This is a genomic window from Nocardioides sp. 503 (genome assembly GCF_004522095.1).
In the GTDB taxonomy this organism is placed as follows: Bacteria; Actinomycetota; Actinomycetes; order Propionibacteriales; family Nocardioidaceae; genus Nocardioides.
Genome location: NZ_SPUI01000002.1, coordinates 328682 through 342036 on the forward strand (window position 1 = coordinate 328682; position 13355 = coordinate 342036).

Sequence of the window (13355 nt, forward strand, 5' to 3'; positions counted from 1 at the left end):
ACTCAGGAACAGCGACACAACCTCGCCCAGGAGGCCCTCGGCTGGTCGGCCACCGTCATCGCCGACCCGGACGGCACGCACACCGTCGGGACCACGACCCCCACCGGCCACCGGCATCGCTCCCGCGCCCGCGCCACCAGGCGCCGCTCGGCCCATCACCCCACCCGGGCCACCCGGGTCAGGCGCCGTCAGCGGACGCGGACCGTGCGCGACCTGATCGCGGGGGCGTAGCCGGTCGCCGGATCCAGCACGGCCACGGTCGTGACGTAGTAGCGGCCGGCGGCCACGCGCTTGCTGAACTTGCCCTTGGCCGTCGTGGTGCGGACCGCGACGAGCTTGTCGCGACCGGGCCGAACCTTCCAGACCCGGACCTTGCGCTGGGCGGCGAACGCAGGGGAGCCCGGGGCACGAAGGCGTCCGGCGACCGCCGAGGGGGTGCTCTTCCTGCTTACGGCGAGGGCGCGGGTGACGAGGGGGCAGCCGTTGGCCGTCGCAGCGGCACTCGTGGGGCACTTGTCCCGCGGCGGGGAGAGGCGGTCGTCATCGAGGTCGGAGCCGTTGAAACGCAGCGCCGCGCTGTCGCACGACGTGGCCTCCATGGTCCACGACGACAGCACCGTGCCCTTCGGACGCTCGATGCGCAGCACCACCTTCATGGGCTGCCCTGCCGGGATGGGGTACGTGCCCGTGGTGGGGCCGTAGGTGTTGGAGGAGTAGAGCCCCCAGGTGTCCGAGCCGTTGCTGGACCCCGCGTCCTCGTTCATGTAGACGAGGCCGCCCGAGGTGACGATCGTGTGGTTGATGTAGCCGCCCTCGTCGTCAAGGTTCTCGACGAGGACGTCGAGGCTCCAGTCGCCGCTGGCACACCCTGTCGAGTTCACTCCGGTCACGGACCAGCTCTCGGCGGCGTCGGCGGCGTGCCCGGGCGAACCGGCGGCCCCCAGCAGGCTGACGACGAGTGGCAACAGGTAGAGCCAGGACTTCTTGCGCATGTGGGTCTCCGGGGGTCGGATCGGGTTGAGGCGGAACGCAGATCCGTTGCAGGCCCCCACGCCGCGCCTGTCCGGTCCTACCACGCCGGTCGCGCTGCGCGACAGGACTTCATCGGATCCACGCGGAGTGGTCAGTACCAGCGGGGGTGCGAGGTTGACATGGACCGAGACACCCACCTGGTGGCCGGGTGCACCCGCCGCCTGTGCGGGCCGTCCGCCGTACGCCGAACGGCGTACGCCGAAGTGCCTGCCGTGGCCAGACGCGTCGAGCCCGCGGGATTGACAGCGTGGTCGCCATGACTACTGAACTCCGGGCGCCCGAGCAATCCGGCGCCGATACCCCACCCAAGAGGTCACGGACCAAGACCGTGCTGCCGTGGCTCGTGCTGGCGGTGTGGATCGGGCTGGTGGTGGGCGGATACTCCCTCGCAGGCAAGCTCGACTCGGTCACGCGCGACGGGCAGGCCGACTACCTGCCGGCCAGCGCCCAGTCGACCAAGGTCATCCAGGCCGAGGCCGACCTGCCTGGCGGCGAGAACGGCCTCCTGATGGTGGCCTACGAGCGACCGGGCGGCCTCGAGCCGGGTGATCGGGAGGCGGTCGAGCGCGGCCAGTCCGAGCTGGCGGAGCGGTTCGGCATCGACAAGGGGGCCCTGCCCGAGATCGTCGCCTCCGACGACGGCGCGGCGCTGATGTACGCGCTGCCGCTCGACCGCGAGGCGGTCGCCGAGGAGGCGGATGCCACCGGGGACGCGCGTGCCCTTCTCGACGACCGGCCGAGTGGCCTGGACGCCTACGTCACCGGTCCGACCGCGCTGGGGGCCGACATGGACGAGGTGTTCGATGCCGTCGACGCGACGCTGATGCTCGCCACTGCCATCGTGGTGGCGGTCCTGCTGATCCTGACCTACCGCAGTCCGCTGCTGTGGCTGGTCCCGCTCACGGCGGTCGGAGTCGCGGCGATCACGTCGATGGGGGTCGTCTACGCACTCACCCAGATGTTCGACTTCACCATCACGAGCATGAGCTCGGCGCTGCTGATCGTGCTGGTCTTCGGCGCCGGCACCGACTACGCCCTGCTGCTCGTGTCTCGCTACCGCGAGGAGCTGCACCACCACGAGCGGCCGGTCGACGCGATGCTGGCGGCGCTGCGGGGGGCCGGTCCGGCCATCCTCGCGTCGGCGGCGACGGTGGTCGCCGGCCTGCTGTGCCTGCTGGCCGCGGATCTCAACAGCATCAGCAGCCTCGGCCCCGTGGGTGCGGCGGGCATCGTGGCCTCGCTGCTCGTCATGCTGACCCTCTTCCCGGCCCTGCTCGTGCTGCTCGGGCGCCGCGTCTTCTGGCCGTTCGTGCCGAGGCTCGGGGACGAGGTACGCGCCTCCGGATCGCGCTGGGCCCGGCTCGGCGAGCTGGTCGCGCGGCGCCGCGTCGTCAGCTGGGCGGTGCCGCTGGTGATCCTGGGCGGTCTCGCGCTGGGCACCGTGGGCGTCAACACCGCCCTTCCGCAGCTGGACCAGTTCGCCCGGTCGACGCCGGACTCGGTGGTCGGGGCGAAGATGATCGAGAAGCGCTACCCCGACGACAGCGGGCAGCCGCTCACCGTGCTGAGTCGTCCGGACCAGAGCCGCAAGGTCCTGGCCGCCGTGGAGGGTACGCAGGGGGTCGCCCGGGCCGAGATCGGCCGGACCAGCGACGACTGGGTGGAGATGTCCGTGCTCCCGGTCGACGCTCCCGAGAGCGCGGCTGAGACGGCGACGATCAAGAAGCTGCGGGACAACCTGCGCGAGGTCGCCGGTCAGGACGCGCTCGTCGGCGGGCCGAGCGCCGAGAAGCTCGACGAGGCCGAGACCAACAAGACCGACCGCAACCTCGTGATGCCCCTGATCCTGCTCGTGGTGCTGGCCATCCTCGGGCTGCTGCTGCGGGCGATCGTCGCTCCGCTCGTGCTGGTCGCCACCGTCGTGGTGTCGTACCTCGGAGCCCTGGGGCTGTGCAACCTGGTGTTCGACCACGTCCTCGGGTTCGCCGGGATGGAGTCGTCGGTGCCGCTGATCGGGTTCCTCTTCCTGGTCGCGCTCGGGGTCGACTACAACATCTTCCTGATGACCCGGGTGCGCGAGGAAGCCGTCCGGCACGGCACCGTCGAGGGCACGAAGCTAGCCCTCTCCGTGACCGGTGGCGTGATCACCTCGGCCGGCGTCGTGCTGGCGGCGACGTTCGCGGTGCTCGCCTCGCTGCCGCTCGTCATGCTGGTCGAGATCGGGATTCTGGTCGCGGTCGGCGTGCTCATCGATACCTTGCTGGTGCGGTCCATCGTGGTGCCCGCACTGACGATGTCGCTGGGCTCGAGGATCTGGTGGCCCAGCAACCTCTCGCGGACGAGTGAGGACAGTGTCGATGACCGTGTGTGAACGATGAGGACGCTCCGTCCGCCAGTGGCCGATCGGCTGCTGGCGGCGGGGTCGTTCGCGCTCGGCGTCGCCATCGCGTTCGCGCTCGAGGCGGTCACCGCCGAGGACGAGCGGAGCGTGGATCTCGGGGCGATCGCGCTCCTGGCCGCGATCTCGCTGCCGTTGCTGGCCCGGCGGCGCTGGCCGATCCCGGTCGTCCTGGCGGTCCTCGCCGTGTCGACGCCGTACCACCTCCTCGACTATCCCCACGAGGCCACGATGCCGGCCCTGGTCGTGGCGGCGTTCACGGTGGCGCGCTACAGCGAGCGACCGCGACCGGCGTACGCCGCCGTGGTGGTCGTGGCCACGGTGCTGCTGCCGGCCGTCGCCGCGTCGGGCGCGCTCGGTGATGCCCTCCTCGGCGTCGGGTGGCTGTTCATGGCCTTCTTCGCCGGGCTGGCGGTCCGCTTCTACGGGAACTGGACGGCCGCCGTCGCCGCGCGGCTCGAGCAGGAGCGCGCCGACGAGGTCGAGCGGCGGGTCGCCGGGGAGCGGGTCCTGATCGCTGCCGAGCTGCACGACGTCCTGGCCCACGGCCTCGCGGTCGCCAACGTCCAGGCGTCCGTCGCCGCACACCTGATCGACCAGCTCCCGATGCGGGACGACGCGTCGTTGCGGGAGCTGTCCACCACGCTGCACTCCCTGTCGGACACGAGCCGGGCCACGCTCCACGAGCTGCGCGCGGTGCTCGACGTGCTGCACGGCGGCCAGGCCGAGCCGACCGAGCCGGCGCCCCACCTCGGTGAGCTCCAGCGCCTCGTGGAGGTGGCCGAGGCGGCGGGTGTCCGGGTCGAGGTGGAGGCTGACGTGCTGTCGGAGGAGCTGCCCTCGACGGTGTCCGTCGTGGCCTACCGGATCATCCAGGAGTCGCTCACCAATGTCATCCGACACTCCACGGCCGAGCACGCGACCGTCCGGCTCGACCACGACGGCCACCGGCTGCGCATCGCCGTCGTCGACCACGGGCCCGCGCGACCGGCCTCGACCGTGACACCCGGTGGCTTCGGGATCGCCGGGATGACCGGGCGGGCGCAGGCCGTCGGCGGCGAGCTGTCCGCCGGCCCGTGCGAGTCCGGAGGATTCGAGGTGGTGGCCGACCTGCCGCTGCCGACGACCTGGCGGGTGCCGTCGTGATCCGCGTCCTGCTCGCCGACGACCAGGCCCTGGTGCGCGGCGCGTTCGCGCTGCTGGTCGGCTCCGCCTCCGACATGGAGGTCGTGGGAGAGGCCGGCACCGGCGACGAGGCGGTGAGGCTGACCCGGGACCTGCGCCCCGACGTCGTCCTGATGGACATCAGGATGCCGAGCACCGACGGCATCGAGGCGACTCGTCAGATCGTCGCCGACGACGGGTCGAGCGGCAGCAGGGTGCTGATCCTGACCACGTTCGAGACAGACGCCAACGTCCTGCGCGGCCTGCGCGCGGGTGCGTGCGGGTTCCTGCCCAAGGACACCCGTCCGGACGCGCTGCTGGACGCCATCCGCACCGTCGCGACGGGCGAGGCGCTGCTGTCGCCCGGCGCGACCAGGGCGGTCGTCACCCGTGCCCTGAGTCGCCCGGACGCGCCGGCGCCCGAGCGGCTCGCCAGCCTGACGGCGCGCGAGCGCGAGGTGCTGCTGCTGGTCGCCGCGGGCAGGAGCAACCAGGAGATCGCGGACGAGCTGGTCGTCAGCCCGCTGACCGCCAAGACGCACGTGGGCCGCATCCTCGCGAAGATGGGCGCCCGCGACCGCGTGCATCTCGTGATCGCCGCGTACGAAGCCGGGATCCTCTAGGCCGCGTGCCGGTCACGGAGCCCGGTAGGCCCAGACTCCGTAGTAGTAGCTCGACGTGTCGGCGGCTTCCTCGGTGAAGCTGAGGTAGAAGGTGGACCTCCCCGCGGACGGGTTGTCCCAGGAGTAGACACCGGCGTCGGTGAACCCGTCGAGGCCGTCGAGATAGACGCAGACCTGGCCGGCCGGTGCCGTGGGGGAGTCGAAGCTGCCGGTGCACGTCGCGTCCTCCGGGGACTCGGCGATCGAGTCGGCCCCGAAGCCGTAGCTCGAGGGCGCCGATGGCGCCTTGCCGGGGAAGCTGATGTTCTCGACCTGGAAGTTGGCGGTGGCCCCGGACATCCCGGTGTCGTAGAAGTAGCCCGTGACGGTCTTTCCTGCCGGGATGGCGTCCCAGGCGTTGCGGCCGGGTGCGCCCTGAGATCCCTTGAGCGACGCGACCGTCTTCTTCGACAGGTCCTTGCCGGTGAGGGTGCGGTTCTTGATGTCTCGGCTGGTGATGGTGTTGTCCTTGATCTGCTTGCCCGTGATCAGGGAGCCGGCGACGGCCCCTCCGGTCGAGGCGAGCAGCAGGCACACGGCGGCGATCACGAGGACCGGGACGGAGCGAGGTGTCATCTTCATCGTTCGACGCTAGGCGGGACGTGCACCCCGTCGCATGACCCGATCGGGCCACTGTCGAACCACCCGACCGGGGGGCAGGACGATCCGGGCCACGTCGACGTCGTGCCGGCGCTACGGCACGATGAACAGCCGCGACGGACTGTCGTACCAGAGCTCGGTGGTGCCGAGGTCGCGCATGCCGACGCGCTCGGCGACCCGGATCGAGGGCCGGTTGTCGAGGTGGGTGAGCGCCCGGATCTCGCCCATGCCCACGGCGAGGCCGTGGTCGAGAAGGGCGCGGGCCGCCTCGGCGGCGTAGCCGTGGCCGTGGCTGTCGGGGTGGAGGTTCCAGCCGATCTGCACGAGCCCGTCGGAGTCCGGGATCCCGACGAGCATCACCGACCCGGCAGGCACCCCGGTCTCCTTGACCTCGACCGCCCAGACGCCGCGCGGCGCCTCGATCGCGTGCCAGGACTCGATCTTGGCGCGGGCGCCGTCGAGGTCGGTGAGGAGGTCGGGCTCGCCGTCGCCGAGCCAGCGGGCGACCTCGACCCGGCCCAGGATGTCGAGGACGCGGGGTGCCTCGTCGAGGCGCCAGGGACGAAGGACCAGCCGGTCGGTCTCGAGGTGCACGGACGTCACTCTGGCACCAGCTCCACGGTCCGGTCGACCGAGATGTCGGCGAGCAGCCGCTCGTCGTGGCTGGCGACCAGCAGCGCTCCGCCGTACGACGACAGCGCGGAGACCAGCGCGTCGTAGGAGGCGAAGTCGAGGTTGTTGGTCGGCTCGTCGAGGAGCAGCAGGCGAGGAGCGGGGTCGGCGAGGAGCACCGCGGCCAGGGTGGCGCGGAAGCGCTCGCCGCCCGAGAGCACGCCGACGGGTCGGTCGGCGGCGGTGCCGCGGAAGAGGAACCGCGCCAGCCGAGCCCGCACGGCGTTGACGTCGGCGCCCGGCGCGCGCGCCGCGACGTTCTCGAACACGGTGGCGTCGTCGTCGAGCAGGTCGAGCCGCTGGGGGAGCAGGCCGAGCGCGACGTGCACCTCCGCCGACCCCGACACCGGCGCCACCAGGCCGGCCACCGTGTGGAGCAGCGTGGTCTTGCCGCTGCCGTTGGGGCCGACCAGCGCGACCCGGTCGGGGCCGTGCACGTCGAGCTCGACGGCGGCGCCGGTGCGGATCACGAGGTCCTGGGTGCTCAGCACCGCGCTGCCGCGCGCCACGACGGTGTCGGGCAGGTCGACGCGGATCTCGCGGTCCTCGCGCAGCCGAGACTCGGCCTCCTCCAGCCGCGACCGGGCGTCGCCGAGCCGCTCCTCGTGCACCTTGCGGTAGGACGCGGCGGAGCGCTCGGCGTTGTTGCGCAGCCGGCCGGCCGCGATCCGCGGGAGGCTGCCCGAGAGCTGTGCCTGCCGGCCGGTGCGCCGGCGCTGGGCGAGGACGCGCTCGGCCTCGAGGACGTCGTGCCGCTGCCGGCGCACGTCGGAGCGCGCGCTGGTGACCGCGTGCTCGGCGGCGTCCTGCTCGGCCGCGACCTGCGCGGCGTAGGCGGAGTAGCCGCCGCCGTACCAGCGCACGCCGCCGTCGCGCAGGTCGCCGACGCGGTCCACGCGCTCCAGCAGCTCGCGGTCGTGGGTGACGACGACCAGGGTCCGGCTCCACGTCTCCACGACGTCGTAGAGCCGCTGGCGCGCGGCGGCGTCGAGGTTGTTGGTCGGCTCGTCCAGCAGGAGTACTTCGGGCCGCTGCAGCAGCAGCCGCGCCAGCCCCAGCTGGGTGACCTCGCCGCCGGAGAGCTCACCCATGGTGCGGCCCAGCACGTCGGCAGGGAGACCGAGTCGTGCGAGCTCGGCCTCGGCGCGGTGCTCGACGTCCCAGTCGTCGCCGATCGCGTCGAAGTCGGCCTGGTCGACCGAGCCCGACTCGACCGCGGCGAGCGCCCTCAGGACGCTCTGGATCCCCAGGAAGTCGGTGACCGGCTGCGCCGTGGACAGGGTGAGGTCCTGGGGGAGGTAGCCGACCTCGCCGGTGACCGTGACCCGCCCTGAGGAGGGCGTCAGCGCGCCGGCGGCGAGGCGCAGCAGGGTCGACTTGCCGGCGCCGTTGGTGCCGACGAGGCCCGAGCGGCCGGAGCCGACGAGCAGGTCGAGCCCGTCCAGGACGGGGGTGCCGTCGGGCCAGGAGAAGTCGACGGAGGAGAGGGTGATGACAGCAGACATGCGTGCTCCGAGCAGGGTGGGGTCGGTGCGCCGGGAGACGGCGCGGGGACGGCACCTCAGAGCAGCAAGACGACCACCTCGGTCGGGGACACGGACTCCTCGAGGCTAGGTGTCTTGCGACCGGCGCGCGATTCATTTACCCGTGTGTCAGTCAGGTAACGTGGCTCGGGCACAGCGTCGTGCGACCTCCCGTCTGCATCAACCAAGAGGACATCGCTGTGAGCAAGCCCGTCGTACTCATCGCCGAAGAGCTGAGCCCCGCCACCGTCGAGGCGCTCGGTCCGGACTTCGAGATCCGCAGCTGCAACGGCGCCGACCGCGCCGAGCTGCTGCCCGCGATCGCCGACGTCGACGCGATCCTGGTCCGCTCCGCGACCAAGGTCGACGCCGAGGCCCTGGCCGCGGCCACGAAGCTCAAGGTCGTCGCCCGCGCCGGCGTCGGTCTGGACAACGTCGACGTCAAGGCCGCGACCCAGTCGGGCGTCATGGTCGTCAACGCCCCCACCTCCAACATCGTCTCCGCCGCCGAGCTCGCCGTCGCGCTGATGCTCGCCGCCGCGCGCCACGTGTCGCCGGCCCACGCCGCGCTGCGGGGCGGGGAGTGGAAGCGCTCCAAGTACACCGGCATCGAGCTCTACGAAAAGACCGTCGGCATCGTCGGCCTGGGCCGCATCGGCGTCCTGGTCGCCCAGCGCCTGAGCGCCTTCGGCATGAACGTCATCGCCTACGACCCCTACGTGCAGGCCGGCCGCGCCGCCCAGATGGGCGTGCGCCTCGTCGACCTCGACACCCTGCTGGCCGAGGCCGACTTCATGTCGGTCCACCTGCCCAAGACCCCCGAGACCGTCGGCCTGATCGGCGCCGAGGAGCTGGCGAAGGCCAAGACGTCGCTGGTGCTCGTCAACGCCGCCCGCGGCGGCATCGTCGACGAGGCCGCGCTCTACGACGCCCTCAAGACCGGCAGCATCGCCGCCGCCGGCCTCGACGTGTTCGCCAAGGAGCCCTGCACCGACAGCCCGCTCTTCGAGCTGGAGAACGTCGTCGCCACGCCCCACCTCGGCGCGTCCACCGACGAGGCGCAGGAGAAGGCCGGCATCGCCGTCGCCAAGTCGGTGCGCCTCGCGCTCTCCGGCGAGCTCGTGCCCGACGCGGTCAACGTCCAGGGCGGCGTGATCGCCGAGGACGTGCGCCCCGGCATCCCGCTCACCGAGAAGCTCGGCCGCGTCTTCACCGCGCTGGCCGGCGAGGTCGCCCAGCAGATCGACGTCGAGGTGCGCGGCGAGATCACCGAGTTCGACGTCAAGGTGCTCGAGCTGGCCGCGCTCAAGGGCGTCTTCAGCGACGTCGTCGAGGAGCAGGTCTCCTACGTCAACGCCCCGCTGCTGGCCGCCGAGCGCGGGACCGCCGTACGCCTGGTGGCGGACGCCGAGAGCCCCGACCACCGCAACCTGATCACGATCCGCGGCACCCTCGCCGACGGCTCGCAGGTCTCGGTCAGCGGCACGCTGGTCGGCCTCAACCAGAAGGAGCGCCTGGTCGAGGTCAACGGCTTCGAGATCGACATCGAGCCGACCCACCACCTCGCCTTCCTCACCTACAGCGACCGCCCCGGCATGGTCGGCACCGTCGGCCAGATCCTCGGCGACGCCCAGGTCAACATCGCCGGCATGCAGGTGGCCCGTGCCGCCAAGGGCGGCGAGGCGCTGGTCGCCCTGTCGGTCGACTCCGTCATCCCCGCCGAGGCCCTCGCCGAGATCGAGAGCGCGATCTCGGCGTCCTCGGTGCGCGCGGTCGACCTCGGCTGACCCTCACCGGCTGACCGCGTCAGGCCACCATCACGCGCGCCGAGGGGCGCCGGGTGGTGGCCTGACCGTCTCGTACGGCGGTCCAGGCGGCGGCCAGCCGCGTGACGGCCTCGTCCATGACGTGGGGCGGTCGCGTCCAGGGGATCCGCACGAACTGGTCGAGCCCGCCCTCCGCCGCGAACACCGGCCCGGGCGCGATGATCACGCCGCGGCGCTCGGCCTCGTCGGTCAGCGCCGTGCCGAGCGGTCCGGGCAGCTGGACCCACAGCGCGAGCCCGCCGCCGGGCAGCCGGAAGCGCCACTCGGGCAGCTGCTCGCGCAGCCCGGCGGCGAGCCGGTCGCGCTGCTCGCGCAGCCGGTCGCGGTGGACGTCGACGACGTCGGCGCCGCGCGCCAGCAGCCGGGCCAGCACGAGCTGCTCCATGACCGGCGCGCCGAGGTCGAGGCCCACGCGGGCCTGGGTCAGCCGCTCCATCTGCCCGTGGGGCGCGCGGATCCAGCCCAGGCGCAGGCCGCCCCAGTAGGTCTTGCTGGCGCTGCCGATCGTGATCGTGTCGGAGGCGAACGCCGCGAAGGGCCGCGGCATCGCCTGTCCGTCGAGCGGCAGCGCCTGGTGGGCCTCGTCGACCACGGCGACCGTGCCGGCGCGCCGCAGCAGGGCGGCGTACTCCTCGCGCTGCGCCTCGGACATCAGGTGGCCGGTGGGGTTCTGGAAGTCCGGGATCAGGTAGGCCAGCCGCGGCGAGGTCTGGCGCAAGGACGCGGCGACCGCGCCGAGGTCCCAGCCATCGGGGTCGACGGGCACCCCGGCCAGCCGCGCACCGCTGTTGCGGATCGACAGGGTGGCGTTGGGGTAGACCGGCGACTCCACGAGCACCCGGTCGCCCGGTCCGGTGAACGCCTGCGCCACGATCGCGGCGGCCGAGAGCGCGCCGGGCGTCACCATCACCTGGTCCGGAGACGTCGGCAGCCCGCGGGCGTCGTAGGTCGCGGCGATCGCGGCCTGGAGCTCGGGCAGGCCGGCGGGGAAGTAGCCGTGCCCGCCGAAGTACGCCGGCAGGTCGGTCGCGGCCTCGGCGTAGGCGGCCGCCACCCCGGGAGGCGCCGAGGAGGCCGCGCAGTTGAGGTCGATCGCCTCGTGGTCGCCGGCGCGGGGGAGCAGCGCCCGGTCGTGGGCGCGGGCCCGGCCGCCGGGCACGCGCGTGAACGTGCCGGCCCCGCGGCGCGCCTCGGCGTAGCCGGTGTCGCGCAAGGTGGCGTAGGCGCGGGTCACGGTCGTCCGGGACACGCCGAGGGCGTCGGTCAGCTCGCGCTCGCTGGGTAGCCGGGTGCCGAAGCCGATGCGGCCGTCGCCGATGAGGAGCGTGAGCGCGTCGGCCAGGCCGGCGTAGGCGGGGCTGCGGTCGAAGTCGCCGACGAGCAGGGCGGTGCGGGCGGCCGAGATCGAGGTGGACGTGCTCATGCAGTCCACTCTCTCACGATTGGCTATTTGTTCAAGGGCCAATCGGGGACATGCTGGAGCCATGAGCATCAGCCCGCCCGCCGCCGCACCCCTCGTCGACCTGGGACCCGTCGCGCAGCTGCGCGCCGGTCGCCTGGCCGTGCGCCTGCCCCTGCTCTACGTCGGCCTGGTGGTCTACGGCGCCTCGCTCGCGATGATGGCGCGCGCCGACCTGGGCCTCGCGCCTTGGGACGTGCTGCACTCCGGGCTGATCAACCACGTGCCGATGACCCTGGGCCAGGCGGTCGTGGTGATGAGCTTCGTGGTGCTGGTCCTGTGGATCCCCCTGCGGGAGATGCCCGGCCTGGGCACGATCAGCAACGCGCTCGTCGTCGGCTTCGCCTGCGACGCGACGCTGTCCCTGCTGGACCGGCCCGACGCGCTGGCGCTCCGCATCGTGCTGATGCTGGCCGGCGTGGGCACCTGCGGGCTGGCCACGGCGCTCTACATCGGCGCCCAGCTGGGCCGTGGCCCGCGCGACGGGCTGATGACCGGCCTGGTCCGGCGCACCGGTCTCTCCATCCGCCTCGTGCGCACCGGCCTGGAGGTGAGCGTGGTCCTGATCGGGCTGCTGCTCGGCGGCGCGCTCGGCATCGGCACGGTCGTCTTCGCCCTGACGATCGGCCCGATCACCCAGGTGCTGCTGCCGCTGTTCACCGTCGACCTGGACCGCCCGCGGGCTGCCTAGGAGCGGGAAGCCCGGGGGCGTGACAGACTTCCGCCGACGGCGCAGTCCACAGCCTCCGGAGGCCCCCATGACGACACCCGCTGGATCCCCGAACGACGCGGCTGCTGCCGCGGCCCCGGCGCCCCTGGCCCCACCCGACCAGGCCCTGACGCTGACCGCGCCCGAGGCCCCCGCGCTCGTGATCGAGACGCAGGCGCCGAAGATGGCGCCGCAGGTCTCCGCCGAGGCGATGCCCGAGCTCGACAGCAAGGTCGAGTCCTTCATGACGGCGCTGACCAGCACGGCCGCGCGCAGCCCGGAGTTCGCCGCGCAGGCCGAGAGCGTCCGCACGATGGGCGACGCCGACATCCGCAAGGCCGCCGAGACGTCCAACCGGATGCTCAACCAGCCGGTGCGCGCGCTCAAGGAGGGCGGCCTCTCGCAGGGCTCCCAGGTCGGCAAGACGCTGCTCGAGCTGCGCCGCACGATCGAGGACCTCGACCCCAGCGAGGCCAAGGGCGCCCGCAAGTTCATGGACTTCCTGCCGTTCGGCGACAAGGTCGAGGACTACTTCCGCAAGTACCAGTCCAGCCAGACCCAGCTCAACGGCATCCTGCACAGCCTGCGCAACGGCCAGGACGAGCTGACCAAGGACAACGTCGCGCTCAACCTCGAGAAGACCAACCTGTGGTCGGTCATGGGCCGGCTCAACCAGTACGTCTACGTCGCCGAGCGCCTCGACGCCAAGCTGTCGGCCAAGATCGCCGAGCTCGAGCTCACCGACCCCGACGCCGCCAAGGCGCTCTCGCAGGACGTGCTGTTCTACGTGCGCCAGAAGCACCAGGACCTGCTGACCCAGCTCGCGGTGTCGATCCAGAGCTACCTCGCGATCGACATCATCATCAAGAACAACGTCGAGCTCATCAAGGGCGTCGACCGGGCGTCGACGACGACCATCTCCGCCCTGCGCACGGCGGTCATCGTGGCGCAGGCGCTGGGCAACCAGAAGCTCGTGCTCGACCAGATCACCGCGCTCAACACCACGACGTCCAACATGATCCAGCGCACCTCGGAGATGCTGCGCGAGAACAGCGCGGCGATCCAGGAGCAGGCGGCCTCGTCGACGATCGGCATGGAGCAGCTGCAGGCGGCGTTCGCCAACATCTACGCCACCATGGACTCCATCGACGACTTCAAGCTGAAGGCGCTCGACTCGATGTCGGCGACGATCGGCGTGCTGGAGGGCGAGGTCGTCAAGTCGCGCGACTACCTCGACCGGGTCCAGGCCCACGACCAGCGCAACTCCGCCGGCACCCTGGACCTCACCAACGTGCCGACTCGCTGACGCC

General features: G+C 72.2%; 11 protein-coding genes. 6 read left to right on the top strand and 5 right to left on the bottom strand.

What is annotated here, in order from left to right; translation table 11 throughout:
* Nucleotides 1–188: 188 nt before the first annotated feature.
* Nucleotides 189–992 carry a hypothetical protein gene (locus E4622_RS02550; RefSeq protein ID WP_134738513.1) on the bottom strand — a complete coding sequence of 268 codons (804 nt, stop codon included), beginning with the start codon at nt 990–992 and terminating at the stop codon, nt 189–191.
* 296 nt (nt 993–1288) lie between these two features.
* On the opposite strand from E4622_RS02550, the gene E4622_RS02555 reads away from it, so the two are divergent.
* The 3 genes from E4622_RS02555 to E4622_RS02565 are packed head-to-tail and all read left to right on the top strand — an operon-like array spanning nt 1289 to nt 5217.
* On the top strand, nt 1289–3403 hold the full coding sequence (locus E4622_RS02555; RefSeq protein WP_134738514.1) for an MMPL family transporter: 2115 nt from the start codon (nt 1289–1291) through the stop codon (nt 3401–3403).
* A 24-nt stretch (nt 3404–3427) separates the two neighbouring features.
* Complete coding sequence (locus E4622_RS02560) at nt 3428–4576, top strand: histidine kinase (protein ID WP_245155848.1); 1149 nt, start codon at nt 3428–3430, stop codon at nt 4574–4576.
* On the top strand, nt 4573–5217 hold the full coding sequence (locus E4622_RS02565; protein ID WP_134738516.1) for a response regulator transcription factor: 645 nt from the start codon (nt 4573–4575) through the stop codon (nt 5215–5217). Before E4622_RS02560 ends, E4622_RS02565 begins: the two co-directional genes overlap by 4 nt.
* 12 nt (nt 5218–5229) lie before the next feature.
* On the opposite strand, the gene E4622_RS02570 is transcribed toward E4622_RS02565, so the two are convergent.
* The 3 genes from E4622_RS02570 to E4622_RS02580 form a co-directional block, all read right to left on the bottom strand.
* Nucleotides 5230–5838, bottom strand: a complete 609-nt coding sequence (locus tag E4622_RS02570; protein ID WP_134738517.1) for a hypothetical protein — start codon at nt 5836–5838, stop codon at nt 5230–5232.
* A gap of 111 nt (nt 5839–5949) precedes the next feature.
* A complete protein-coding gene (locus E4622_RS02575; protein ID WP_134738518.1) occupies nt 5950–6450 on the bottom strand; it encodes a GNAT family N-acetyltransferase in 501 nt (166 codons plus the stop codon).
* 5 nt (nt 6451–6455) lie between these two features.
* On the bottom strand, nt 6456–8033 hold the full coding sequence (locus tag E4622_RS02580) for an ABC-F family ATP-binding cassette domain-containing protein (RefSeq protein ID WP_134738519.1): 1578 nt from the start codon (nt 8031–8033) through the stop codon (nt 6456–6458).
* Nucleotides 8034–8251: 218 nt separating this feature from the next.
* Between E4622_RS02580 and serA the strand changes: the two genes are divergently transcribed.
* Nucleotides 8252–9838 carry a phosphoglycerate dehydrogenase gene (serA, locus tag E4622_RS02585; protein ID WP_134738520.1) on the top strand — a complete coding sequence of 529 codons (1587 nt, stop codon included), beginning with the start codon at nt 8252–8254 and terminating at the stop codon, nt 9836–9838.
* A 19-nt stretch (nt 9839–9857) separates the two neighbouring features.
* Here serA and E4622_RS02590 read toward each other — a convergent pair whose 3' ends face one another.
* Nucleotides 9858–11300: a PLP-dependent aminotransferase family protein gene (locus E4622_RS02590; RefSeq protein WP_134738521.1), complete on the bottom strand. Its 1443-nt coding sequence runs from the start codon at nt 11298–11300 to the stop codon at nt 9858–9860.
* A 61-nt stretch (nt 11301–11361) separates the two neighbouring features.
* Here E4622_RS02590 and E4622_RS02595 point away from each other — a divergent pair, with 61 nt between their 5' ends.
* Together E4622_RS02595 and E4622_RS02600 are read left to right on the top strand one after the other, a co-directional pair.
* Nucleotides 11362–12027 (top strand): hypothetical protein, encoded by a 666-nt coding sequence (locus E4622_RS02595; RefSeq protein ID WP_134738522.1) that lies wholly within the window; start codon nt 11362–11364, stop codon nt 12025–12027.
* A 67-nt stretch (nt 12028–12094) separates the two neighbouring features.
* Nucleotides 12095–13351: a toxic anion resistance protein gene (locus tag E4622_RS02600; RefSeq protein WP_134738523.1), complete on the top strand. Its 1257-nt coding sequence runs from the start codon at nt 12095–12097 to the stop codon at nt 13349–13351.
* Nucleotides 13352–13355 lie beyond the last annotated feature (4 nt).

Bases quoted from the DNA above. Each gene is read 5' to 3' on its own strand.
- E4622_RS02550 (WP_134738513.1), bottom strand. From the start codon at position 992: ATGCGCAAGAAGTCCTGGCTCTACCTGTTGCCACTCGTCGTCAGCCTG.
- E4622_RS02555 (WP_134738514.1), top strand. From the start codon at position 1,289: ATGACTACTGAACTCCGGGCGCCCGAGCAATCCGGCGCCGATACCCCA.
- E4622_RS02570 (WP_134738517.1), bottom strand. From the start codon at position 5,838: ATGAAGATGACACCTCGCTCCGTCCCGGTCCTCGTGATCGCCGCCGTG.
- E4622_RS02580 (WP_134738519.1), bottom strand. From the start codon at position 8,033: ATGTCTGCTGTCATCACCCTCTCCTCCGTCGACTTCTCCTGGCCCGAC.
- E4622_RS02590 (WP_134738521.1), bottom strand. From the start codon at position 11,300: ATGAGCACGTCCACCTCGATCTCGGCCGCCCGCACCGCCCTGCTCGTC.
- E4622_RS02595 (WP_134738522.1), top strand. From the start codon at position 11,362: ATGAGCATCAGCCCGCCCGCCGCCGCACCCCTCGTCGACCTGGGACCC.
- E4622_RS02600 (WP_134738523.1), top strand. From the start codon at position 12,095: ATGACGACACCCGCTGGATCCCCGAACGACGCGGCTGCTGCCGCGGCC.